Raw genomic sequence first — 24,080 nt, forward strand, 5'->3', positions numbered from 1 at the left:
CGGTTGTCTGTGCGCCGCCAGGGACTCGAACCCCGGACCCGCTGATTAAGAGTCAGCTGCTCTAACCAACTGAGCTAGCGGCGCCTGTCTGACCCGGGAGACGTTACACGCTGATGAGCTGATCCACCGAATCGCCACCCCTTCGTCACGGTGGGTAGCAGGGGCTCAGCTGGGGGCCTCGGCGCCCTTGCGGGCGTAGTACCACCAGCAGACGACCAGGCAGACGGCGTAGAAGCCGATGAAGACCCAGAGCGAGCTGGTCACCGGGAAGAGCGCGAACATCGCGGGGATGAAGAAGAAGCCGAAGGCGGCGATCGAGGCGGAGAAGCCGGTGACCGCGCCCGCCTCCATCTCGGCCTGCTTGCGGGCCTCCTCCAGGGCCTGCTCGCCCTGGCCGGCCGCGGCGGCCCGGTGCTGGTTGAGAAAGATCACCGGGATCTGCCGGAAGGTCGAGCCGTTGCCGATGCCGGAGAAGAAGAAGGCGGCCAGGAACCCGCCGTAGAACAGCCAGAAGTTGCCGTCGTCGCCGCCGGCCGGGAGGGCGTTGATGACGACGATGATCGAGGCGGCCATGCCGACGAAGGAGATCATCGTGCAGCGGGCGCCGCCGACCTTGTCGCCGAGCCAGCCGCCGAGCCAGCGGGTGAGGGCGCCGATGAACGGGCCGACCCAGGCGTACTTGGTGGCGGAGTAGTCGGGGTTGATCGGGGTGAAGGTGGTGTTGATCAGGTTGGGCAGGGCGGAGGCGAAGCCGATGAAGGAGCCGAAGGTGCCGACGTAGAGCAGGGTCATCACCCAGTTGTGCTTCCGCCGGAAGATGATCTTCTGCTTGGAGAACGGCGCGGCGGCGACCTTGAGGTCGTTCATCAGGAACCAGGCCAGCAACGCCATGATCACCAGCAGCGGGATCCACAGGAAGGCGCCGTTCTGCAGCCAGACGTCGGTGCCGTCCTTCTGCTGGTGCGGCCCGCCGGCCGGCGGGCCGAGGACGGCGGCCGTGATGACGAGCGGCGCGACCAGCTGGACGACGCTGACGCCGAGGTTGCCGAGGCCGCCGTTGATGCCGTTGGCGTTGCCCTTCTTCGCCTTGGGGAAGAAGAAGCCGATGTTCACCATCGACGAGGAGAAGTTGGCGCCGCCGATCCCGCAGAGCGCCGCGATGGCCACCATCACGATGTACGGCGTCGAGGTGTCCTGGACGGCGAAGCCGAGCCAGAGCAGCGGGCCGACCAGGATGATCGTGCTGAACGCCGTCCACCGGCGCTCGCCGACCATCGGGCCGACGAAGGTGTAGACGAGCCGGCCGGCGCCGCCGGTCAGGCCGGGGATGGCGGTCAGCCAGAACTTCTGCGAGTCGCTGTAGGTGAAGCCGACCTTGCTCAGCTGGACGACCGTCACCGACCAGACCTGCCAGACCACGAACGCGAGCAGCAGGGCCGGTACGGAGACCCAGAGGTTCCGGTTGGCGACCCGGCGGCCGGTGGACTCCCAGAACGAAGGATCCTCCGGGTGCCAGGCGGAGATGCTGGACCCGGGGCGGTAGCTGTCCTTGCGGTGGCCCGACTCCCGGTCGGGCTTCTCCTCGGTGGTGCTCAACTCTGCCTGCCTTAAGGGGGAGCCGGAGGGCTTCAGCGGTCGCGCGGGCCGATTCGCCACGCGAGGAGGACGATCAGGAACGAGGCGGCCGAGAAGCCGGTGCACCACCAGGCGGTGGAGGTACGGCCCTCCATCCAGGCGTCGGTGGCGACGGTCAGGGCCCACAGCTGGCCGATCACGATGGTGATCGCGACGACGACCCGGGCGGTGAGCATCGCGGACCGCTCGGGCTCGTGGTCGGTGCCCGCCCCCGGGCCGGGCCCGGTGTGGCGCACCCGCGGGTCGGCGTAGCCGCTGGTGGAGCGGATCTGCGGGTAGCGCTCCGGCACGGGCCGGTTGAGCCGGGGCTCGGCGCTGCCCGGGGTGTACTCCGGCGGGTACGTCATCGCTGCCGCCCGCAGCCGGCCCGGTCGGCGAGCCCGGGGTTGCGGCTGACCAGGCCGCGGCAGAGCCCGGCCTCCTCGCTCTCGCCCGAGCGGGCGGTGCCGACGGCCCAGACGGCGCCGACTGCGTCCTCGACCATGATCACTTTCGGTAGCGGGCGGGGCGGCGGCCCGGCCGTGACCTCGCCCGTCCGGGCGTTGAACACGCCTTCGTGGCACGGGCAGTAGAGCCCGTCCTCCTCGGCGTGGTCATCGCGCCAGAGCACGCCGCAGGCCAGGTGGGTGCAGACGGTGGAGTACCCGACGAGGGTGCCGTCGTCGAGCCGGATCGCCATCGCGCGGTCCTCCTCGCCGGGGTAGTTGAAGGTCACGGCCCGGCCCTTGGGCAGCAGGTCGGCGACCTTCAGCGGGTCGGCCGCGCCGTCGCCGTGCCGGTGCAGCACCCCGGCCGAGACCAGGGTCGATCCGACGGCCAGCCCGCCGGAGACGGTGGCGACGATCCGCAGGTAGTCCCGGCGGGTGGTCAGGGAGTCGGCGCTGATCCGGTCGACCAGGGCGTCCTGCTCCTCGGGCGTTCGCTCGCTCACGCCGGTGCTCCGTTCCCGGGCGTCGGGCGCCCGTTGACCTCGATCACTCTGAGCAGGCCGCCGGCCGCCAGCCCGTCCGAGCGGGAGGCGCCGGTCACCGTGCCGGCCGTGACGTCGGCGACCAGCAGGCCGCCGGGGGGCAGCCCGCCGGGCACGGGGGTGGCGTGCTGTTCGGCGGGCACCACCATGGCGACGCCGGTGCTGACGGTGACCGCCCCGAAGGCGAACATGCTGGAGACGTCCACCCCGGGCCGCTCCGCCCGGAGTTCCTCCAAGGTGCCGTAGAACAGCGCGCCGGTCGGGCACACCGTCGCGCACATCGGTGCCAGCCCGTACGAGGTGCGGTCGTAGCAGAGGTTGCACTTCATCTGGAGCTTGGCTTCGAGGTCGATCTTCGGCACGCCGAACGGGCAGGCGTTCACGCAGTTGCCGCAGCCGATGCAGCGGGTCGGGTCGGCCTCCTGGACGACGCCGTCGGCGGTGATCAGGATGGCGTCGGCCGGGCAGACCTCGGCGCACGGCGCGACCGGGTCCTCGCAGTGCATGCAGACGGTGGGCAGCGAGGCGACCGAGCGGCCCTCGTCCGGGTAGTCCAGGTGGATCATCGACTTGCCGCGGTGCGAGTCGCACTCCCGGCAGGCCGACACACAGGCCTGGCAGCCGATGCAGCGGCCGGGGTCGATGAAGATGGTGCGTCCGAGCATGCCGGGTCAGCCCCTCTCGGCGGTGCCGCGCCCCTGCGGGGCGGTCGGCGGCAGCGGGTCGGTACGGGAGACCTGGGCCTCGGGGTAGCTCTCCCGGCCGGGCGGGGTCGGCGGCGCCGGCACCGGGTCGAGCCGCTCCGCCCGTTCGATCCGCACCGCGCACACCTTGTACTCGGGGATCTTGGAGCGCGGGTCCAGCGCGTCGATGGTCAGCGCGTTCGCCGCCACCGGGTACGGCCAGTGGTAGGGCACGAAGACGTGGTCGGCGCGGATCGCCTCCGTCACCAGCGCGGGCAGCACCGACTCGCCGCGCCGGGTCACCACCCGTACCGCCTCGCCGTTGCGGAACCCGAGCGAGGGGTGGATCTCCACCCACGGCCGGGGCGTCTGCTCGACCAGGGCGCCGAGCCGCCGGGTCTGGTTGCCGGACAGGAAGTGCGCGACCGTGCGCCCGGTGGTCAGCGTCATCGGGTACTCGTCGTCGAACGGGTCGGCCGGCGGGTGCCACTCGACGACCTGGAGGTGCACCCGGCCGTCCGGGTGGTACGTCTTCCCGCCCTCGAACAGCCGTGGTGTGCCGGGATGTTCGAGGTCCGGGCAGGGCCAGGCGATGCCGCCGGTCTCCTCCAGCCGCTCGTACGTGATGCCGTAGTAGTCGATCACCGTGCCGGCCGAGGCCCGGCGCAGCTCGTCGAAGACCTCGCGCGAGCCGGCGAAGTCGAACTTGTCGCCCGCCCCGAGCCGCCGGGCCAGTTCGCACATCACCCAGGTGTCGGTGCGCACGCCGCTCGGCGGCTCCTGGGCCTTGTTGTGCTTCACCACCCGGGCCTCGGCGTTGGCCATCACGCCCTCGTCCTCCGCCCAGGTGGTCACCGGGAACACCACGTGGGCGTTCTGCGAGGTCTCGGAGAGGAAGAAGTCGAACTGCGCGTGGAACTCCAGCTTGTCGTAGCCGTCCTTGACCACCGCGTAGTTGGGCAGCGAGACGAAGGGGTTGTTGCAGATGCCGATCAGCCCGCGGATCTCGCCGCGCTGCATCTGCCAGACCATCTCCATCATCGAGGTGCCGGCCTGCGGGAGGTCGGCCTCCTCGATGCCCCAGATCCCGGCGATCTGCTGCCGGTGCACCGGGTCGTTGATGGACCGCCCGCCCGGCAGCAGGTCGGCCTTCTGGCCGTGCTCGCGGCCGCCTTGCCCGTTGCCCTGCCCGGTGATGGTGCCGTAACCGGCGCCCGGCCGGCCGAGGTTGCCGGTCGCGGCGCACAGGTTGATGACGCTGAGGCAGTTCTCCACGCCCTGGGTGTGGTGCTCGATGCCGCGCGCGTGCCAGGCCATCGCCCGCTCGGCGGTGCCGAACATCCGCGCGACCTGGACGATCTGTTCGGCGGGCACCCCGCAGATCACCGCGGACCGCTCCGGCGGGTACTCGGCGACCTTGGCCCTCAGCTCGGCCCAGCCGGTGGTGTGCGCCTCGACGAAGGCCTCGTCGGTGAGCCCCTCCTCGACGATCACGTGCAGCACGGCGTTGAAGAACGCCGAGTCCGTGCCGGACTTGAGGGCGACGTGGACGTCGGCGGTGCGGGCGACCGCCGTCTCGCGCGGGTCGATCACGATCAGCTTGGCGCCGCGGTCCCGGGCTCCCCAGACGTACTGCGTCATCACCGGGAAGCACTCGCCGACGTTGGAGCCGGCGATCAGGAGGCAGTCCGTCTGCAGGATGTCGGAGAACGGGTTGGCCGCCCGGTCGATGCCGAAGGCCAGCTTGTTGGCCCCGGCGGCGCTCACCATGCAGAGCCGGCCGTTGTAGTCCACGTGCCGGGTCTTCAGCGCGACCCGGGCGAACTTGCCCACCAGGTAGGTCTTCTCGGAGAACAGGCTGGCGCCGCCCAGCAGCCCGAAGGCGTCCACTCCCTGCTCGCGCTGGATCCGCCGGATCTCGTCCACCGTGTACGACAGCGCCTCCTCCCAGGTGGCCTGCCGGAACGGCTCGTCCCGGGAGCGGCGGATCAGCGGTGCGGTCAGCCGGTCCGGGTGGTTGACCTGCTGGTAGGCGTTGATCCCCTTGGGGCAGAGCCGCATCCGGTTGATGTCGTGGTTGCGCGGCTCGACGCCGAAGACCTTGCCCGCGCTGTTCACCCGCAGGTACATCCCGCACTGCACACCGCAGAAGCAGCAGTGCGTCGGGACGAGGGTCTCCTCGGCCTGGTCGGCCCGCCAGCCGGACGCCGGCAGGCCGCCCGCGTCGCGGAAGTTGCGGGTGCCGCGCGGGGAGACGGACGGATCCAGCGGCACGAACTCGGCCGTCACTTGTAACCCCGCTTCACGTGGGAGAGGTAGGCACTGCCGCGCAGCACCCGCTTGCAGCGCGGGCAGTACTCGGCCCACTCGTCGAAGCCGAGCCGGAGGTCGCGCATGGTGGCGCGCAGGTTCTCCACGTACGGCGCGGCGTCGACCGGCTCACCGCACTTGCGGCAGGCGAACACCTGCTGCCCGGCCGCCCGCCGGGCGGTGTACTTGAACAGCTGCATCCCGACGGCCGCCGGGCGCTGCACGATGTGGAAGAACTTGCCGAACGGCAGGTACACCAGCGTCAGCACCACCGAGGCCATGTGCAGGATCGAGAGGAACTCGTAGCCGCCGCCGTGCAGGGCCAGCTCGGAGAAGGTCAGCAGCAGGCCCGTCACCGAGATGGTGAGCAGCGCGATCAGCGGTACGAAGTCGTAGCCGAAGCGCTGCCCGGTGATCGCCTCGCGGTCCCGGAAGCGCCGCCAGAGGAAGTACCCGGCGCCCGCGATGACCAGCACCGCCGCCAGGTCGAGCCCGTGGTACATGGCCCAGCCGAAGAAGCTCGCCGAGTCGAAGCCCAGCACCTTGAAGCCCCAGATCCGCATCTCGTACCCGGGCCCGGCCGCGCTGGAGGCGGTGAAGGTGAACCAGCCCCAGGTCAGCGGGAAGGTGATCGCGGCGGCCAGCAGGCAGCCCCAGAACATCAGCTGGTGCGCGGCCCAGCGCGCGTGCGAGCGGGCCCCGAGGAACTTCTGGAACCCCAGGTAGGTGGCGATCATGCGGGGCAGCGCGGTCGGGGCGCTGCGCAGGTTGTCCCAGGACAGCGCCGCCCGCCAGCCCTGCCGGAACAGCCTGCGGGCGGCCGGCGCCGAGACCCACACGGTGTACCGGTAGGCGATGCCGAAGGCCAGGAAGACCGTCGCCACGGTGTAGGGGACGAGCGCCGAGTCGAAGTCCCGCAGGCCCCGGCTGCCCAGCACGATGGCCACCAGGAGCAGCAGCGTCACTCCGGTGGCCACCAGCGACGCCCGGACGGTGACGGACCGGCCGGGCGGTGCGGGGTCGGGCGGGTGCTCGTGGGGCGGGGCGTCCGCCGACTCGGTCACTGCCACCGGGGTACCTCCAAGCAGGCGTGGGTACGGCTGCTTCGGAAGCTACTGACGGTCCGTCGGCCCCGCGCGCCGGGCGGTGCGTACGGGTGAACGGGGCCGGCCGGGTCAGCCGGCCGGCGGGTGGTGGCAGGCCGCCGCGTGGTCCGCGCCCGGGGAGGCGTCGGCGAGCGGCGGGGCCTGCTGCTCGCAGCGGGCGCGGGGCGCGGCGTCGAGAGCGGCGTAGACGGGGCAGCGGGTGCGGAAGGCGCAGCCGGTGCGGCGCTCGGTGGGGGAGGGCGGGTCGCCCGCGAGCAGGATGCGGGTGCGGGAGCGCTCGGCGGCGGGGTCGGGCAGCGGGACGGCGGAGAGCAGGGCCCGGGTGTAGGGGTGGCGGGGGCGGTCGAAGACGGCGGAGACCTCGCCCTGCTCCACGGTGCGGCCGAGGTACATCACGCTGACCCGGTCGGCGAGGTGGCGGACGACCGACAGGTCGTGGGAGACGAAGAGGTACGCCGGCCCCAGTTCGGCCTTCAGCCGCTGCAGCAGGTTGAGCACGCCGGCCTGGACGGACACGTCCAGGGCCGAGACGGGTTCGTCCAGGACGAGCAGCTTCGGCCGGACGGCCAGCGCGCGGGCGATCGAGATCCGCTGGCGCTGCCCGCCGGAGAACTGGTGCGGGTAGCGGGCGGCGTGCGCCGGGTCGAGCCCGACCTGGCGCAGCAGCTCGGGTATCCGCCGGGCGATCAGCTCGCGCGGGGCGCGCTGGGCGCGCAGCGGTTCGGCGATCACGTCGCCGACGGGCAGCCGGGGGTCGAGGCTGGCCATCGGGTCCTGGAAGACGATCTGGAGTTCGGCGCGGAGCCGGTGTGCGGCGGCCCGGGTGAGCCCGGCGGTGTCCTGGCCGAGGATCTCGATCCGGCCGGCCTGCGGCTTCGCCAGGTTCAGCAGCTCGTACAGCGTGGTGGACTTGCCCGAGCCGGACTCGCCGACCAGCCCGAGCGTCTCGCCGGCCCGGATGTCCAGCTCGACGCCGTCGACGGCGTACACCTCCCCGGCCCTGCGCCGGAACACGCTGCCCTTGAGCACGGGGAAGGTCCTGACCAGCCCGCTGACCCGCAGCACGGGCCCGCGCTCCGCCCGGGGCGGGGCCGGTGCGGCCGGCGGGACGGGCGGGACGGGGTAGACCTCGGCCGGGGCGGCCCGGCGCGCGGCGAGCTCGTCCGCCCGGACGCAGGCCGCCAGGTGGCCGGCGGCGCCGTCCGGGCCGGTCAGCGCGGGTTCGGCGGTGCGGCAGCGGTCCTCGGCGAGCGGGCAGCGGGGCGCGAACGGGCAGCCGGGCGGCAACTCGGCCATCGCGGGCGGGGCGCCGGGGATCGGCACCAGCGGCCCGCCCCGGGCGTCCAGCCGGGGGACGGCGCCGATCAGCCCGAGCGTGTACGGGTGCCGGGGCCGTGCGAACAGCTCGTCGACGCCCGCCGTCTCCACCACCCGGCCCGCGTACATCACGGCGACCCGGTCGGCCATTCCGGCGATCACCCCGAGGTCGTGGCTGACCAGGACGAGCGCGGCGCCGGTCTCCCGCTTCGCGGTCCGCAGCACGTCCAGCACCTGGGCCTGGATGGTGACGTCCAGGGCGGTGGTGGGCTCGTCGGCGAGCAGGACGTCCGGGTCGTTGGCGACGGCCATGGCGATCATCGCGCGCTGGCGCATGCCGCCGGAGAACTCGTGCGGAAAGCCGTCCAGGGCGCGGCCGGGGTCGGGGATGCCGACCAGGTCGAGGAGTTCGGCGGCGCGTCTGCGGGCGGCGGCCCGGTCGAGCGGCTGGTGGATGCGCAGCGCCTCGGCGATCTGGTCGCCGATCCGGTGCACGGGGGTGAAGGCGGAGAGCGGGTCCTGGAAGACCATCGCGATCCTGCGCCCCCGGACGGCGGCCAGTTCGCGGTCCGGCAGGCCGACCAGCTCCCGGCCGTCCAGCCGCACCGAGCCCCGGACGGCGGCGGTGCCCGGCAGCAGGCCCAGGACGGCGAGCGCGGTGACGGACTTGCCGGAGCCGGACTCGCCGACGATGCCGAGCGTCTCGCCGCGCCGCACGGTCAGGTCCACCCCGCGTACGGCGGGCACGGCGCCCCGTCCGCGCGGGCCGGCGAAGTCCACCCGCAGGTCGCGGACGGTCAGCAGGTCGGTGGCGGTGGCGGTGCTCAACTGCTGCTCCGGTTCCCGGTGCGGCGCCGGCGGGCGGGGCGGGCACCCTCGGAGGTCGGGTCGAGGGCGTCGCGCAGCCCGTCCCCGACCAGGTTGACGGCGAGGACGAACAGCACCAGCAGCCCGGCGGCGAAGTAGAACAGCCAGGGGAACACCGGTGCTTCGGAGGTGCCGGCGGCGAGCAGGGTGCCGAGCGAGACGTCCGGGGCGCGGACGCCGAAGCCGAAGTAGGAGAGCGCCGTCTCGCTCATCACCGCGCCGCCGACCGCGATGGTCGCGTCGATGATCAGGAAGGAGGCGACGTTCGGCAGGATGTGCCGCAGGATGATCCGCAGCGGCCGCACCCCCATGAACTGCGCGGCGCGGACGAACTCGCGTGCCTTCAGCGAGATCGTCATCGAGCGGATCACCCGGGCGGTGATCATCCAGTTGAACAGGGCGAGCAGCGCGACGAAGGCGATCCAGCCGGCGCCCCTCAGCTTCGGCGAGACGATGGTGATGAGCAGGAAGCTCGGCAGCACCAGCATCAGGTCGACCAGGAACATCAGCAGCCGGTCCGTCCAGCCGCCGAAGTACCCGGCGCAGGCGCCGACCAGCGAGGCCAGCGCGGTGGAGAACAGGGCGACCAGCAGGCCGATCACCAGCGACTTCTGCAGGCCGCGCAGGGTCTGCGCGAAGACGTCCTGGCCGATGCCGTTGGTGCCGAACCAGTGGGTGGCGGAGGGCGGCCGGCGCAGCGCGGTGTAGTCCGGGGTGGCGTAGTCCCAGGGGATCAGGTGCGGGCCGGCGAAGGCGAGGACGAACAGCAGCAGCACCGTCACGGCGCCCGCCACCGCCCAGCGGGCGGCCAGCAGCCGGCCGAGCACCAGGCGTCCGCGCCCGGCCGGCCGGAGGCCGTCGCCGATCGGCGCGGCCGCGGGGGGCGCGGCGGCGATCTGTCCGGCGTCCGTCATGAAGTCCGCACTCTCGGGTCCAGGGCCGCGTGCAGGGTGTCGGCCAGGAAGCCGGAGGCGAGCACCACCACCGCCGCGAAGAGGTTGACGGCGACCACCGCGTTGACGTCCTGTTCGTTGATCGACTGGATGAACCACTCGCCCATGCCGTGCCAGCCGAAGATCGTCTCGGTGAACGCGGCGCCGGTGAAGATGCCCAGGAAGCTGTAGGCGAACATCGTCGACATCGGGATGACGGCCGTCCGCAGGCCGTGCCGCAGCAGCGCCTGGTTGCGGGTCAGGCCCTTGGCCTCGGCGGTGCGCAGGTAGTCGGAGCCGAGCACGTCCAGCATGGTGCCGCGCTGGTAGCGGCTGTACGTGGCGAGGCCGCCCAGCGCGAGCGAGAGGGTCGGCAGCAGCAGGTGCAGGGCCCAGTCGCCGAGGTGGGCGCCGAGCCCGCCGGTCAGCCCCGGCGTCTCGTAGCCGGTGAACGGGACGACCTCGTGGCCCGCGATGTCCTTGGCGGCGATGGCGCCGTTCTTGAGGAGCAGCGCGAGCAGGAACACCGGGGTGGAGAGCAGGACGAACGAGACCAGGGTCAGCGCGCGGTCGGAGATCCGGTACTGCCGCACCGCGCTCCACGCGCCGCCGGCCACCCCCAGCAGCATCCCGAGCAGGCTGCCGATCAGCAGCAGCCGCAGCGAGACCTGGACCCGGCGGCGGAAGTCGTCGTTCACGGGGGTGTCGTGGATGGTGCGGCCGAGGTCGCCGTGCAGCAGGACGCCGCCGGCCCAGTGGCCGAAGCGCTCCACCACGGGCGTGTGGTCGTTGATGTTGAGCGCGGTCAGCTGGCGTTCCACCGAGGCGGCGGCGGGGTGCGGCACCTTCGCCTCGAAGTAGGCGCGGGGCTGGAGCGCACTGGAGGACAGCGCGTACGAGAGGAAGACCGCGGCGACCAGCAGCACCGCGTAGTAGCCCGTGCGTTTCACCAGGTAGCGGACCATCTCAGCCGCCACCGGGGGTGGCGGTGTCGTTCGTGCACCTGGTGGACATGGTGATTGGCCTTCGCTCGATGGGTGGTCTGAGCAGGTTCGCGCAGCAGCCCTGTGGGCGCGGCCGGTGGGCCGTGCCGGGGTGCGACGCGTACCGCTTCGGCGGGGTCGGCGAAGCGGCAGGTCAGAGTGTTGCACCGGCCTACGGCCGCTGTGTTGCGGCGGTATTGCGGCCTGTTTCATTTCGATCAGATGTGAACATCACCCTCTGGTACGGAAACTGATCGGCTGTTACGTTCGCCTGGCCGGCACCGACTTGGCTGCCCACGCTCAAGTGCCGCCACACCTGGTGGTGCCCAACTCGTCGAAACCCGACCTGTTGAAGACCGACCCGTTGAAGCCCGACTCCTGGCCGCCCGATCCGTCGAGGTCCCGACCCGGGGCCCGGCCCCGACCTCCCGAGGAGATCCCTCATGGACGCATCCAGCCCCGCCCGCCGCCTCACCCGGGCGGCCACCCTCGCCGCCGCCGTCGCACTGGCGCTCACCGCGTGCAGCTCGGGCGGCGGCGCGGCGGGCGACAGCGTGGCGAAGAGCGAGCCGCCGGGACAGGGCTCCAGCGACACCAACCCGAAGCCGCTGGACCAGATCAAGGACGGCGGAGAGGTCCGCTACCCGCTGTACCAGTGGATCACCCAGTGGAACCCGTTCCAGGTCGACGGCCGGTACGGGGACGCGGTCGAGATCATGCGCGTGCTGGAACCCGACCTCTTCAAGGTGGACGCCTCCGGCACCTTCCGGCCGGCGGCCGACTACCTGCTCGACGCCGAGGTCACCTCCACCTCCCCGCAGGTGATCACCTACAGGCTCAACCCCAAGGCCAAGTGGTCCGACGGCAAGCCGCTGAGCTACCTCGACTTCAAGGCGGACTGGCAGGCCACCAACGGCAAGGACCAGGCGTACAACATCGCCGACTCCTCCGGCTACGAGCTGATCTCCGCCGTCGAACAGGGCGCCGGCCCCGGCGAGGTGAAGGTGACCTTCTCGGAGCCGTACGCGGACTGGCAGAACCTGTTCAGGCCGCTGATCCCGGCCGCCGGCATCGCCACCCCGGACGACTTCAACAAGGGCTGGGTCGAGAAGGTGCCGGTCACCGCCGGCCCGTTCACCATCGGCACCGCCGACAAGACCGCGCAGACCCTCACCCTCGTCCCGGACCCGAACTGGTGGGGGACGAAGCCCAAGCTGGACAAGGTCACCTACCGGGTGATGTCCCAGTCGGCCGTCACCCAGGCGTTCCTGAACAACGAGATCGACCTGGCGACGGCGGGAACCGCCACGGCCTACGGGCAGCTCAAGGACGCCAAGGACGCCGTGATCCGGGCCGCCAGCCCGTGGGACGAGGTGCACCTGTCGTTCGGCAGCGGGGGCGCCGTCGCGGACCAGAAGGTGCGGCAGGCGCTCGGGCGCGCGCTGGACCGGCAGTCACTCATCAAGATCGCCAACAACGGCGTGCCGGTCGAGTTCAAGCTGCTCGGCAACCACATCTTCATGCCCAACCAGGCCGGCTACCAGGACAACTCCGGCGACTGGGGGAAGTTCGACCTCGCGGCGGCCAAGCAGCTGCTCGACGAGGCGGGCTGGAAGGAGGCCGCCGCCGGGCAGCCGCGCACCAAGGACGGGCAGCCGCTCGAACTGCACTGGATCTTCAACGACGGGGCCGCGCAGGCCCAGGTCGACCTGGCCACCGCCGCCCAGAGCATGTGGCTGGCCGCGGGGGTGAAGGTCGACATCGACAAGGTCGCCAGCAACGACTTCTTCGCCAAGTACGTCAACCAGGGCAAGTTCGACATCGCCAGCTGGCGCAACACCGACTCGTTCCCGCTCTCCACCAGCCTCTCGAACTTCCGGCTGCCGCAGGGCGACAACGTGTTCGGCAACTACTCCAAGATCGGCAGCCCCGAGGTCGACGCCCTGCTGAAGAAGGCGGCCGGCTCGGTCGACCCGGCGGAGGCCGCGAAGCTCTACAACCAGGCGGACGCCAAGATCTGGGAGCTCGGCCACACGGTGGAGCTGTACCAGCGCCCGACCGTGCTCGCGGTCCGCAAGGGCCTCGCCAACGACGGGGCGTTCGGCCTGGCCAGCTCGGACCTCACCAAGACCGGCTGGGAGAAGTAACCCTCCCGTCTCCCCCTTCCGGAGCGCAGGCGGCCGGCGGCGGCGAACGCCGACAGGGGGCGCTGACGAGCAGCGCGGTGATCACGGGGCCGGCGGTGCGGACACGGCGGAACGGCAGGTGACGCCCGCCCCGTGTCCCACCACCGGCCTTGACCTTCCGCGTTGCCCGCAGGGCGCCCATGTCGTCGTTCCACCTGATTCCGGCCGGGGACGAATCTAGCGGGGCGAACGATGCGGACCTGACGTGCGCCACGGGGCGCGCCCGGAACCTGCCGAGCTGTCACCCGGATCGCGCACCGCCTCGTCAACTATCGCTGACAGTACGGCAAAACGGGTGAAACCGGTACGTTCGGCGTGCCGTGGGGTTGCGTGTGTTGGTGCTCGCTGCCGCTGCCCTGCTGTCAGGATCGCCGGGACAGCACCCCTCGGAAGGCGAGCAGATGACCGGCGGCCCCGCAGCACCCCGACCCCCAGCGACCCGTACCCGCAACCCCGACACGCAGCCCGTCCGGAGGATGGTCCCGCGCAGCTGGGACGAACCCCACCGCGCCGCCACCCCGCTGGAGCTCTTCTTCGACCTCTGCTTCGTGGTCGCCGTCGCCCAGGCCGGCCGCGAACTCGCGCACGACCTCGCGGCCGGGCACGTCCAGGTCGCGCTGGTCGGCTACCTGTTCGCGTTCTTCGCGATCTGGTGGGCCTGGATGAACTTCACCTGGTTCGCCTCCGCCTACGACTGCGACGACGTGCCGTACCGGATCACCACCCTCGTCCAGATCACCGGTGTGCTCATCCTCGCGGCCGGCGTGCCCCGGATGTTCGCCGACCAGGACCTCGCCCTCGCCGTCACCGGCTACGTGGTGATGCGGCTGGCGATGGTCACCCAGTGGCTGCGCGCCGCCAGGAGCGAGGAGGGCCCGGCCCGCACCGTCGCCCTGCGGTACGCCGCGGGCATCACCCTCGTCCAGATCGGCTGGGTCCTCGTCCTCCAACTCCCGGCGGACGTCCGGCCGTACGTCATCCCGCTCGGGGTCCTCGCCGAGCTCGCCGTCCCCCTGCTGGCCGAACTGCGCACCCGGACCAGCTGGCACCCGCACCACATCGCCGAACGCTACGGCCTCTTCACCCTGATCGTCCTCGGCGAGACGGTGGCCGCCGCCACCGTCGCCGTCCAGTCGGCGGTGGACGAGCACGAGGCCCTCGGCCGGCTGGTCCCGATCGCCGTCGGCGGCCTGCTGCTCTGCTTCGCCGCCTGGTGGATCTACTTCGCCCGCTCCGTCCACGAGCACCTGCGGGCCAACCGGCAGGCGTTCGTCTGGGGCTACGGCCACTACCTCGTCCTCGGCTCGGCCGCCGCGATCGGCGCCGGCCTGGAGGTGGCGGTCGAGTCCGCCGTCCACCAGGCCCACATCTCCGAGACCGCCGCGACCGCCGCCGTCACCGTCCCGAGCGCCCTCTACCTGCTCACCGTCTGGCTGCTGCACTCCCGCCACAACAAGTCCGGCCCCGCCCAGGCCGTCCTCCCCGCCGCCGCGGCCGCCGTCCTCGCCTGCACCGCCCTCGGCACCCCCGGCGTCCTGGCCGCCGGCCTGGTGGCCGCCGCAGCGGTGGCCGCGGGCGTGGCACTGGCCGCCCGGGAGGGGTGACCGGCCCGAGTGCGCTCCGGCGGTGTTGTCGGTGGGGCGTGCGAGGATGCCGGGGCCAGGAGTGTCGAAGGTGATTGTGAGGCCCTGCCATGCCGCCGTCCGTACCCGACCGGTTCGACGATCTGCCGTACGGGCATCTGCTGCAGCCGCAGGCGGGGCCGCTGCGGCGGGACGAGCGGTACGACACGGTGCACTTCGACGGCGGGGAGTACACCGACCAGGCGGCCGGGGGCGCGACGTTCCTGGAGTGCGCGTTCACGGGGGTGGCGTTCAGCAGGGTGAAGCTGCGGCAGGCGCGGTTCAACGAGGTGTGGGTGCAGGGCAGCCGGTGGGTGGCGTGCGACCTGTCGGAGAGCGAGTGGCAGGACGCCTCGGTGCTCGGCGGGGTGCTGGCGGGGATCGCCGCGCACGGGTCGGCGCTGCGCCGGGTGGTGCTGCGCCAGTGCAAGCTGGAGGCGGTCAACCTGCGGGCGGCCGTCCTGCGGGACGTGGTGTTCGAGGACTGCGTGCTGCGGGACGTGGACTTCGGGGACGCGAAGCTGACGGGGGTGACGTTCCCGGGGTCGACGCTGGAGGAGGTGCGGCTGCGCGGGGCCAAGCTGTCGAAGGTGGACCTGCGCGGCGCCGTCGGGCTGGGGCTGACCGACGGGCACGAGGGGCTGCGCGGGGCGCTGATCAGCAGTAGTCAGTTGTTCGAGCTGGCACCGCAGTTCGCCCAGGCACTGGGCATCACGGTCAAGGACCGCTGACGCCGGGCGTTCACCCGGTGAGCGCCCGTCGACGCGCGGGCGAACAGTCCCGTAATCCTGCTGCGCGGCTCTGGCCCGCTGCTCCGGCCTGCGTGAGGATGCTCCGCGACCGGTGTCGTGTCCACAACGTGTGTACACAACATCGCTAGCGAAGGGACGGGCCGGTCTGATGGCCGAGCTGAGTCGTAGGAAGTTCATGGCCCTCTCCGCGAGTGCGGCGGCGGGCGCGGCGGTGGCGGGTTCGACCGCCGCCGGCGCCGCCGCCACCGCCTCGGCGGCGGGCCTGGCGAACACCGGCACACTCACCGACGCCCAGCACATCGTGGTGCTGATGCAGGAGAACCGCAGCTTCGACCACTACTTCGGGACGCTGCGCGGCGTGCGCGGCTTCGCCGACCGCAGCGCGATCCAGGTGGCGGGGGGCTACAGCGTCTTCAACCAGCCGAACGGCCTCGGCCGGCAGTACCCGTGGGCGTTCAGCGCCACCAAGCCGGCCGGCGGCGCGGACCCGGAGCGCCTCGCACAGTGCAACGGCGACCTCGCGCACTCGTGGAACGACCAGCACACCGCCTGGAACGGCGGCAAGATGGACTCCTGGGTGCTCGCCAAGGGCAACGTCCGCACCCTCGGCCACCTCCAGCGCGCCGACATCCCGTTCCACTTCGCGCTCGCCGAGAACTGGACGATCTGCGACGCCTACTTCTGTTCGACGCTGAGCGCGACCGGCCCGAACCGCACGTTCCACTGGAGCGGCACGATCGACCCGGCGGGCACGGCCGGCGGCCCGGCCTACAACGGCGGCGACGAGTCCGGGCTGCGCTGGCAGACGTACGCCGAGGCGCTGCAGAACGCCGGGGTCAGCTGGAAGGTCTACCAGAACGCCGCCGACAACTACGGCGACAACGCCCTGGCGTACTTCAAGCAGTTCACCGACGCGCCGGCCGGCAACCCGCTGCACGACCGGGGCATGGGCTCCGTCCCGAAGGTCACCGGCCGCACCCCGGACGACATCGCGGCCGCGATCCGCGCCGACGTGCTGAACGGCACCCTGCCGCAGGTCTCCTGGGTGGTCGCCGACGAGGCCTCCTCCGAGCACCCGTACGCCACGCCCGCCGACGGCGCGCACTTCGTGCACATGGTGATGGACGCGCTGAACGCGGACCCGAACGTCTTCAACTCCACCGTCATGTTCCTCAACTACGACGAGAACGACGGCTTCTTCGACCACGTACCGCCGCCGTCGCCGCCGGCCGGCACCGCGGGTGAGTTCTACAGCAACACGGCGATCGGCCTGGGCTTCCGGGTGCCGATGATCGCGATCTCCCCGTGGAGCCGCGGCGGCTGGGTGAACTCCGAGGTCTTCGACCACACCTCGGTGCTGCGCTTCATGGAGCGCTGGACGGCCGCCATCGGCAAGCCCGCGACCTGCCCCAACATCAGCGCCTGGCGCCGCAAGGTGACCGGCGACCTGACCGGCGTCTTCGACTTCGCCAACCCGGTGTACGGGATGCCCGCGCTGCCGAACACCGACGCCGTCATCGGCCTGTCCGCCTGCGGCCCGCTGCCCAACCCGGCGCCGGTCACCAACGCGCTGCCCGCGCAGGAGGGCGGCACCCGCCCGGCCCGCGCGCTGCCGTACCAGCCGAACGCGAACCTGGACCACCTGGAGTTCGGCGCGAACAGCGTGATGAAGGTGTGGCTGAAGATGGCCAACACCGGCCCGGCCGCCGTGAGCGCCTCGCACTTCGCGGCGTACGCCAACGCCTACCGCAGCGGCGGGCCCTGGCAGTACACGGTGGACGCGGGCGGCGAGCAGAGCGACTTCTTCAACGTCGGCCCGGGCTACGGCAACGGCCCCTACGACCTGAGCGTCACCGGCCCGAACCGCTTCCTGCGCCGCTTCAAGGGCGACGCCACCAAGGCCGGCAAGAACGCGGCGGTCACCGCCTCGTACGCGGTCGAGGCCGGCAGCGGCAAGCTGGCGCTCTGGTTCCGGATGGCCAACTCCGCGGCGGCGGCGGTCACCTTCACCATCACGTCGAACAACTACCGCACCGGTACCTGGACGTACCAGGTGCCGGCCGGCGGCAGTGTCAGCGACTTCTTCAACGCCGTCGCGGGCCAGAACGGCTGGTACGACTTCACCGTCACGGTGAGCTCGGACAGCACCTGGTCGCAGCGCTTCTCCGGCCACCTGGAGACCGGCGCGGCCAGCGTCACCGGCTGATCCCGCCGATCCGCCGCCGCCCGCCCGGCCACCGGTGGCCGGGCGGGCGGCGCGGGCGGTCTCAGGACAGGGTGCGCCGCTGGTCCGCCGCGTCGGACTCCTCGAACGGGGGCGGGCCGGGCGGGCCCGGGACGGTGTGCGGTTTCTGCGCCGCGGTGCGGCCCCTGGCCGGCGGGGAGGCGCCCGCGGGCCTGCGGGTGAAGACGTCCGCCCCCATCTGCATCGCCTCCTGCACCAGGGCGTTCCACTCGCCGGCGAGGTCAGCGAGTTCGGTGCTCGCCGCGGCGGTGGCGTCCTCGGCGCGGGACAGCTGGCTGCGCACCGCGTCGAGGAGTTCGACCAGGCCCTCGATCTCCTGCTCGTTCCTGCGCCGTTCCTCCGCCCGCTGCTGCTGCCAGCCGGCGATCTCGGCGGCGAACCGGGCCCGCTGGTCGACGAGCCCGGCCTGTTCCGCCAGGACGACGGCGAGGTGGCGGCGCACCTGTGCGTCGGCGTTGCTGATCCACAGGTGGACGCGGGCGAGTGCGACCTCCGTCATGACCAGGACCGCGGCGGTGGCGGCGGCGAGGAACGGCCCCCACGGGGTCCCGCGGCCGCCGACCGTCACCAGTGCGAGGCCGGCGACCGGAAGAAGCACTCTCAGTACCGAAGTCGATGCGGACGCATGTCTCGCCATGCCTCGCTTCACCTCTATCTCTGTGCGGTGTTGCCCCCCGCCTGCTCCTGATCCCGCTCGCTGTCCCGTTGCATGCCGATGGCCTGCCGGATGTTGGCGAGGAGGATTTTGCGAATCATGGGGTTGCTGATGCCCCATGCGTCTGCCGCTTCCTCAGGAGTGATGGGCAGTGAGCGTACTCGTTCTGACAGATCGTTGGCGGAATCCGGCGAGATGACCCCGCCGCGCACGAGCAGGTCGTGCAGATCGAGGTGGACGGCCCGGGCGATGCGCTCGAACTGGGAGGGCCGGGGCAGGGTCTCGCCACGCAGCATGCGCCCGACGGCGGACGCGCTCATCCCGGTGTCCTTGGCCAGGGCGGCCCGCCCGCCGGACCCGGTCCTGAGGTTGTACCCGGCGCGCTGGGCGGCCGCGTGGACGACTGCCCCGAAGCGCTCGGCTGGTGTCGTCGGCTCTGCGCCGTCGTGTGTGGTGGGCATGTCGGCAGGCTACCGCGCGTGCATGCCGAGGTGTAGTGGCTTGCATGCATGCATCATTGCAGATCGCGCCGCTTTGGGTGGTAAGTCCGTTGCAATGACGGCTGAACGCCTGGATCTTGGTCGGCGATTTCCCCTCTACGGGTACCTCGAAAGCCCTTGCTTGCATGCGTGCGAGGCCATTATGTTGTCGCTCGCGCAGGCCGGGCCTGCGCAGCCCGCAGCACCGGCACGGCTCGGACCGAGGGAGCAGACTTGACCTGTCACGGCATCAACACGGCGCCACCGACACTCATCCGGCAGGCCCAGGCCGGGGATCCGGCGGCCTGGACGGAGCTGTACCGGACGTACCGGGGCCCGGTGCTGGCCTACCTCTGGCGCCGCACGGCCGACCGGGCGCTGGCCGAGGACCTCACCCAGGACACCTTCGTGCGGGCGATGCGCTGCATCGGCGGGTACCGGTGGACGGGCACGGACATCGGCGCCTGGTTCGTCACGATCGCCCGGAACCTCCTGGTGGACCACCTCAAGCGCCGTTCGACCAGCCGGGAGACCGTGGTGGCCGCCGTGGCGGACTCGGACTCCGGGGTCCGGGTCGAGGCCGCCGTCCTCGCCGCGCTCGACGCGGCCCGGGTCGGCGTCGCGATGGGCACCCTGACCGACGCCCAGCGCCGGGCGCTGCGGCTGCGCTACTGGGACGGCCTGACCTCGCGGGAGATCGCCGTCGCGACCGGCCTGCGGGTCGGCGCCGTGAAGACGCTCACCTACCGGGCGCGCGGCTCGCTGCGCCGGGCGCTCGCCCCCGCCGTCTGACCACCGGGAAAGCCGAGTGAGGGAAGGAAGCCGGCGATGACCATGGGACACGGCGCCGGGCGGCACCGGCGCAGCGCCGAGTCGTGGAAGGCGATGACGCGGGAGCTCGCGCAGCTGGGGGAGGCCCTGGCCGAGCAGCAGCGCCGGCTGGCGGCGGCCGCCGACCTGATCACGGGCCTCACCGCCGAAAGGGACGCGCTCCGCGCCGCCGCGTCGGCCGCCGGGCCGCGCCCGCGCACCGCACCGGAGCGGTTCCGGCACGGTGTGCGCGCGGCCCGGCAGCAGCGCGGCGCGCTCGGCTGAGGCCCGTCGCCGGCACCGCCTCCACCGCCGTCAGACGGCGTTGAGGCCGTGTGCGGCGAACAGCTCCCGGGCGGCCGCGACCTGCCGGGGCGTGGGCGTGGGGGTGCCGGCCAGCGGGAAGTCCTGGCCGAGGGCCTCGTACTTGGCGGCGCCCAGCTTGTGGAAGGGCAGCACGTCGACCCGGGAGACGTTGCCGAGCGAGGCGGCGAAGGCGGCGACGCCCTCGACGTTCCCGGTCGGATCGGTCAGGCCGGGGACGAGGACGAACCGCACCCAGACGTCCTTGCCGAGATCGGCGAGCCGCCGCGCGAAGTCCAGGGTCGGGTCCAACTGCCGCCCGGTGACCTTGCGGTAGAGCTCGCGGTCCCAGGACTTGATGTCCAGCAGGACGAGGTCGACGTCGGCCAGCAGCGAGTCCGTGGCCCGGGCGCCGAGGAACCCGGAGGTGTCCAGCGCGGTGTGCAGGCCCAGCTCGTGCTTGAACCGGTGGAACAGCTCACCCGCGAAGACCGGCTGCAGCAGCGGCTCGCCGCCGCTGACGGTGGCGCCGCCGCCGGCCGCCCGGATGAAGGCGGTGTACTTCCGGGCCTCGGCCACCACGTCGTCGGCCGTGGTGCGTCTGCCGTTCCGCATCTTCATGGTGTCGGGGTTGTGGCAGTACAGGCAGTTCAGCGGGCAGCCCGCGAGGAAGGTGACGAAGCGGGTGCCGGGACCGTCCACACCGGTGGAGAGGTCCCAGGAGTGCACGGACCCGCTGACCGGGCGCCGGGTGGCGGCGCCGGCCGGGGTGGTCGCGCAGCTGTGCGCGAGCGGTTCGTCGGCGCTGGGCTCGCCCGCGGCGGTTCCGGCCGGCGGGCCGACCGGGATGACGGTGCCGAGCATGGTGGCCATCGCGGGGCCTCCTACAGCGATCCGTGGAAGGTGCGGTTGAGCACGTCGAGCTGCTGCTCGCGGGTGAGGCGGACGAAGTTGACCGCGTAGCCGCTGACCCGGATGGTCAGCTGCGGGTAGTCCTCCGGGTGCTCCATCGCGTCCACCAGCGTCTCCCGGTCGAGGACGTTGACGTTCATGTGGAAGCCGCCGACGGCGGTGTAGCCGTCGAGCACGCCCGCGAGGTTGCGGATCCGCTCCTCGGGGGTGCGCCCGAGTGCGTCCGGGGTGACGGTGTTGGTCAGCGAGATGCCGTCCTCGGCGTCCTCGTACGGGAGTTTGGCGACGGACAGCGAGCTGGCCACGTACCCGTGGTTGTCCCGGCCGTTCATCGGGTTGGCGCCGGGGGAGAACGGCTCGCCGGCCCGGCGGCCGTCGGGGGTGTTCCCGGTCTTCCTGCCGTACACCACGTTGGAGGTGATGGTCAGCACGGACTGGGTGTGCTCGGCGCCCCGGTAGGTGGGGTGCTTGCGCACCTTGCGCATGAACTCCTCGACCAGCCACACGGCGATCGAGTCGGCCCGGTCGTCGTTGTTGCCGTACGCGGGGTACTCGCCCTCGATCAGGTAGTCGGTGGCGAGCCCGCTCCCGTCGCGCACCGGGCGGACCTTCGCGTACCTGATCGCGGCCAGCGAGTCCGCCGCCACCGACAGGCCGGCGATGCCGCAGGCCATGGTGCGCCGGACGTCGCGGTCGTGCAGTGCCATCTCGATGCGCTCGTAGGCGTACTTGTCGTGCATGTAGTGGATGACGTTGAGCGCGTGCACGTACGTCCCGGCCAGCCACTCCATCTGCCGGTCGAACGCGGCCAGCACCTCGTCGTAGTCCAGCACCTCGCCGGTCAGCGCGCCCGTCGCCGGGCCGACCTGGGCGCCGGACTTCTCGTCCCGGCCGCCGTTGATCGCGTAGAGCAGCGTCTTGGCGAGGTTCACCCGGGCGCCGAAGAACTGCATCTGCTTGCCGACGGCCATCGCGGAGACGCAGCAGGCGATCGCCGTGTCGTCGCCGAAGCGCGGGCGCATCAGCTCGTCCGACTCGTACTGGACGGAGGAGGTGTCGATCGAGACCCTGGCGCAGAACTCCTTGAAGCCCTGCGGGAGGCCGGGCGACCAGAGGACCGTCATGTTCGGCTCGGGGGCCGGGCCCAGGTTGTAGAGCGTCTGCAGGTAGCGGAACGAGGTGCGGGTGACCAGCGGCCGGCCGTCCTCGCCGATGCCGCCGATGGACTCGGTGACCCAGGTCGGGTCGCCGGAGAACAGCTCGTCGTACTCGGGGGTGCGCAGGAAGCGGACGATCCGCAGCTTGATGATGAAGTCGTCGACGATCTCCTGCGCCTCGCTCTCCGTCAGCAGGCCCTCGGCCAGGTCGCGCTGGAGGTAGACGTCGACGAAGGTCGAGGTGCGGCCGAGCGACATCGCCGCGCCGTTCTGCTCCTTCACCGCGGCGAGGTAGGCGAAGTAGAGCCACTGGACGGCCTCGCGGCCGTCGGCCGCCGGGCCGGAGATGTCGTGGCCGTACCCGGCGGCCATCCGCTTCAGCTCCTCCAGGGCGCGGATCTGCTCGGCGAGCTCCTCGCGCTCGCGGATGGTCTCCTCCAGCGTCGCCGGGTCGCCGGGCGCGGCGTCCAGGCCGGCCTTCTCGGCGAGCTTGCCCTCGGCCAGCCGGTCGACGCCGTACAGGGCGACCCGGCGGTAGTCGCCGATGATCCGTCCGCGCCCGTACGCGTCGGGCAGTCCGGTGACGATGCCGGCCTTGCGGGCGGCCCGGATCTCGGGGGTGTACGCGTCGAAGACGCCGGCGTTGTGGGTCTTGCGGTACTCGGTGAAGACCTTCTCCAGCTCGGCGGAGACCGGGTACCCGTAGGTGCGCAGGGCGCCGGCGACCATCCGCCAGCCGCCGTTGGGCATGATCGCGCGCTTCAGCGGGGCGTCGGTCTGCAGGCCGACGATGATCTCCCGGCCCCGGTCGATCCAGCCGGGCGCGTGCGCGGTGATGGTCGAGGGGATGTCGTACGCGACGTCGTACACGCCCTTGGCGCGTTCCTCGGGGAAGCGGTCGGTGATCTGGCGCCAGACCGAGGTGGTGCGCTCGGTCGGGCCGGCGAGGAAGGAGGAGCCGCCCTCGTACGGGGTGTAGTTCTGCTGGATGAAGTCGCGGACGTCGATGGCGTCGCGCCACAGGCCGCCCTTGAATCCGTGCCAGGCCCCGCTCCGGGTCTGCTCGATGTGCTGGGTGCTCATTGGTGCTGCTCCCGCTTCGCCGTTGTTCCCTGTGACTATATTGTGAATCCGTTCACAAGCTCACACGGGCTTCGAAGGTCCCGAAGGCGGGGGACCTTCGTCCCTCGCACGCACGTCCCACCCTCGGCAAGGGTGCGGGTCCGTGCGCGGCTCGCTGCTCCGTCCGGGTGAGAGCGGGAGCGGCCCCGGACAGCGCTCCGGACCGTGGGACATCGTGACGATCCCATGATCCGGTCGTTTGGCAGTGCGTCAGGCGGCGCCCGCCCGGTCGGGGCGGGCCCCAGCACGGTGCGCAGCAGGGAGTCCTCGAATGCCCGCTCGGGAAAGCGTCACCTCCGAGGCGCCGATAGCGCCCGCACCACCCGGCCCGCGCAAACCCCCGGGCGCACAGCGGGGAGGCCCCCTGCGAGGAGGCCCCCTGCTCCGGGGCTCCCGGCTGAAGGAGCACGAGGCCGCCCTCGTCGGCGGCTACCGCGAGCTGACCCGGCTCGCCTACCTCGTACTGCCCGGCGGCACCGACCGCCACCGCCGGATCCTCGCCGCCCACACCGTCGTCCAGCGGGCCCTGCGCGCCGCCGACCCCGGCACGGCCGCCGAGGCCGACGAAGACCCGGCTTACGACGGCCGAGCGTACGAGGCCGTCCGGCTCCAGGTGCTGCGCGGCGCCCTCGCCCCGCCCGGCCGCCGACTGCTCCCGCTGCCCAGGATCCGGGGCCTGCGCCTGTTCACGGCAGCCGGCAGCCCCGAGGACCTCGCCCTGGACCAGGCCCTCGCCAAGGCGCCGCCGCACACCCGCGCCGGCTACGCCCTGCGGGTGCTGGAGGGCCTGCCCACGGAGCGCGCCGCCGTGCTGCTCGCCGGCGCCGGCGTGCCCGACACGGGCGCGGCCCTCGCTGACGCCGAGCAGATCCACGCCGCCCACCGCGCGGCCGGCCGCGACCTGGACCGCTCGCCGGAGTTCGACCCGTGCGCCGTCCGGGTCCAGCCCACCGACCTGCTGCGCCGCCGGGCCGGCGGCCGCCTGCTGGCCGGGGGCGTCGCCGCCGTGCTGGCAGCCGGCGCCGGCCTCCCGC

Annotated in this window: 18 protein-coding genes, 1 tRNA gene and 2 pseudogenes; 7 read left to right on the forward strand and 14 right to left on the reverse strand. The window is 72.2% G+C overall.

The genetic code is table 11. The features are described 5' to 3' along the window. Positions 1 to 10: 10 nt before the first annotated feature. From ACFUK0_RS33025 to ACFUK0_RS33070, 10 genes and pseudogenes are all read right to left on the reverse strand, one after another. A tRNA-Lys gene (locus ACFUK0_RS33025) sits at positions 11 to 84 on the reverse strand. Positions 85 to 165: 81 nt separating this feature from the next. Further along, positions 166 to 1,596 carry an MFS transporter gene (locus ACFUK0_RS33030; protein WP_380256391.1) on the reverse strand — a complete coding sequence of 477 codons (1,431 nt, stop codon included), beginning with the start codon at positions 1,594 to 1,596 and terminating at the stop codon, positions 166 to 168. A gap of 32 nt (positions 1,597 to 1,628) precedes the next feature. Further along, positions 1,629 to 1,982, reverse strand: coding sequence for a hypothetical protein (locus tag ACFUK0_RS33035; RefSeq protein WP_380256393.1), 354 nt, complete (start codon positions 1,980 to 1,982; stop codon positions 1,629 to 1,631). After that, entirely contained in the window at positions 1,979 to 2,566 is a 588-nt protein-coding gene (locus ACFUK0_RS33040) for a ubiquinol-cytochrome c reductase iron-sulfur subunit (RefSeq protein ID WP_380256395.1), read from the reverse strand. The genes ACFUK0_RS33035 and ACFUK0_RS33040 overlap by 4 nt, the downstream gene beginning before the upstream one ends. A 137-nt stretch (positions 2,567 to 2,703) precedes the next feature. Beyond that, a pseudogene (locus tag ACFUK0_RS33045) lies at positions 2,704 to 3,270 on the reverse strand (4Fe-4S dicluster domain-containing protein); the annotation flags it as partial. Between the two features lie 6 nt (positions 3,271 to 3,276). Then, positions 3,277 to 5,577, reverse strand: a complete 2,301-nt coding sequence (locus tag ACFUK0_RS33050; RefSeq protein WP_380256397.1) for a molybdopterin oxidoreductase family protein — start codon at positions 5,575 to 5,577, stop codon at positions 3,277 to 3,279. Next, the gene (locus ACFUK0_RS33055) at positions 5,574 to 6,662 is read right to left on the reverse strand and encodes an MFS transporter (RefSeq protein ID WP_380256423.1); all 1,089 of its coding nucleotides are present in this window, start codon (positions 6,660 to 6,662) and stop codon (positions 5,574 to 5,576) included. Before ACFUK0_RS33055 ends, ACFUK0_RS33050 begins: the two co-directional genes overlap by 4 nt. Positions 6,663 to 6,773: 111 nt before the next feature. Beyond that, complete coding sequence (locus tag ACFUK0_RS33060; protein WP_380256399.1) at positions 6,774 to 8,849, reverse strand: dipeptide ABC transporter ATP-binding protein; 2,076 nt, start codon at positions 8,847 to 8,849, stop codon at positions 6,774 to 6,776. Next, on the reverse strand, positions 8,846 to 9,802 hold the full coding sequence (locus ACFUK0_RS33065) for an ABC transporter permease (protein WP_380256401.1): 957 nt from the start codon (positions 9,800 to 9,802) through the stop codon (positions 8,846 to 8,848). Before ACFUK0_RS33065 ends, ACFUK0_RS33060 begins: the two co-directional genes overlap by 4 nt. Then, positions 9,799 to 10,785 (reverse strand): ABC transporter permease, encoded by a 987-nt coding sequence (locus ACFUK0_RS33070; RefSeq protein WP_380256425.1) that lies wholly within the window; start codon positions 10,783 to 10,785, stop codon positions 9,799 to 9,801. Before ACFUK0_RS33070 ends, ACFUK0_RS33065 begins: the two co-directional genes overlap by 4 nt. 461 nt (positions 10,786 to 11,246) lie before the next feature. On the opposite strand from ACFUK0_RS33070, the gene ACFUK0_RS33075 reads away from it, so the two are divergent. From ACFUK0_RS33075 to ACFUK0_RS33090, 4 genes are all read left to right on the forward strand, one after another. Continuing rightward, on the forward strand, positions 11,247 to 12,950 hold the full coding sequence (locus ACFUK0_RS33075; protein WP_380256403.1) for an ABC transporter family substrate-binding protein: 1,704 nt from the start codon (positions 11,247 to 11,249) through the stop codon (positions 12,948 to 12,950). A gap of 515 nt (positions 12,951 to 13,465) precedes the next feature. Beyond that, positions 13,466 to 14,593 (forward strand): low temperature requirement protein A, encoded by a 1,128-nt coding sequence (locus tag ACFUK0_RS33080; protein WP_380256405.1) that lies wholly within the window; start codon positions 13,466 to 13,468, stop codon positions 14,591 to 14,593. 89 nt (positions 14,594 to 14,682) lie between these two features. Further along, complete coding sequence (locus tag ACFUK0_RS33085; RefSeq protein ID WP_380256407.1) at positions 14,683 to 15,342, forward strand: pentapeptide repeat-containing protein; 660 nt, start codon at positions 14,683 to 14,685, stop codon at positions 15,340 to 15,342. A gap of 169 nt (positions 15,343 to 15,511) precedes the next feature. Further along, entirely contained in the window at positions 15,512 to 17,569 is a 2,058-nt protein-coding gene (locus tag ACFUK0_RS33090) for a phosphocholine-specific phospholipase C (RefSeq protein ID WP_380256409.1), read from the forward strand. Between the two features lie 61 nt (positions 17,570 to 17,630). Here the strand turns inward: ACFUK0_RS33090 and ACFUK0_RS33095 are convergent, their stop codons facing one another. Then, positions 17,631 to 18,206 (reverse strand): hypothetical protein, encoded by a 576-nt coding sequence (locus ACFUK0_RS33095; protein ID WP_380256411.1) that lies wholly within the window; start codon positions 18,204 to 18,206, stop codon positions 17,631 to 17,633. 53 nt (positions 18,207 to 18,259) lie between these two features. Beyond that, complete coding sequence (locus tag ACFUK0_RS33100; RefSeq protein ID WP_380256413.1) at positions 18,260 to 18,724, reverse strand: multiprotein-bridging factor 1 family protein; 465 nt, start codon at positions 18,722 to 18,724, stop codon at positions 18,260 to 18,262. A 252-nt stretch (positions 18,725 to 18,976) separates the two neighbouring features. On the opposite strand from ACFUK0_RS33100, the gene ACFUK0_RS33105 reads away from it, so the two are divergent. Together ACFUK0_RS33105 and ACFUK0_RS33110 are read left to right on the forward strand one after the other, a co-directional pair. Then, positions 18,977 to 19,534, forward strand: coding sequence for an RNA polymerase sigma factor (locus tag ACFUK0_RS33105; RefSeq protein WP_380256415.1), 558 nt, complete (start codon positions 18,977 to 18,979; stop codon positions 19,532 to 19,534). A 36-nt stretch (positions 19,535 to 19,570) separates the two neighbouring features. Continuing rightward, positions 19,571 to 19,837 (forward strand): hypothetical protein, encoded by a 267-nt coding sequence (locus tag ACFUK0_RS33110; protein WP_380256417.1) that lies wholly within the window; start codon positions 19,571 to 19,573, stop codon positions 19,835 to 19,837. Positions 19,838 to 19,867: 30 nt separating this feature from the next. Here the strand turns inward: ACFUK0_RS33110 and pflA are convergent, their stop codons facing one another. Together pflA and pflB are read right to left on the reverse strand one after the other, a co-directional pair. Continuing rightward, a complete protein-coding gene (gene pflA / locus ACFUK0_RS33115; protein WP_380256419.1) occupies positions 19,868 to 20,728 on the reverse strand; it encodes a pyruvate formate-lyase-activating protein in 861 nt (286 codons plus the stop codon). 11 nt (positions 20,729 to 20,739) lie between these two features. Then, positions 20,740 to 23,007 carry a formate C-acetyltransferase gene (pflB, locus tag ACFUK0_RS33120; RefSeq protein ID WP_380256421.1) on the reverse strand — a complete coding sequence of 756 codons (2,268 nt, stop codon included), beginning with the start codon at positions 23,005 to 23,007 and terminating at the stop codon, positions 20,740 to 20,742. Between the two features lie 310 nt (positions 23,008 to 23,317). Here pflB and ACFUK0_RS33125 point away from each other — a divergent pair. Next, positions 23,318 to 24,080 (forward strand): annotated as a pseudogene (locus ACFUK0_RS33125) (hypothetical protein); the annotation flags it as partial.

The organism is Kitasatospora sp. NPDC057223 (genome assembly GCF_042669755.1).
GTDB lineage: Bacteria > Actinomycetota > Actinomycetes > Streptomycetales > Streptomycetaceae > Kitasatospora.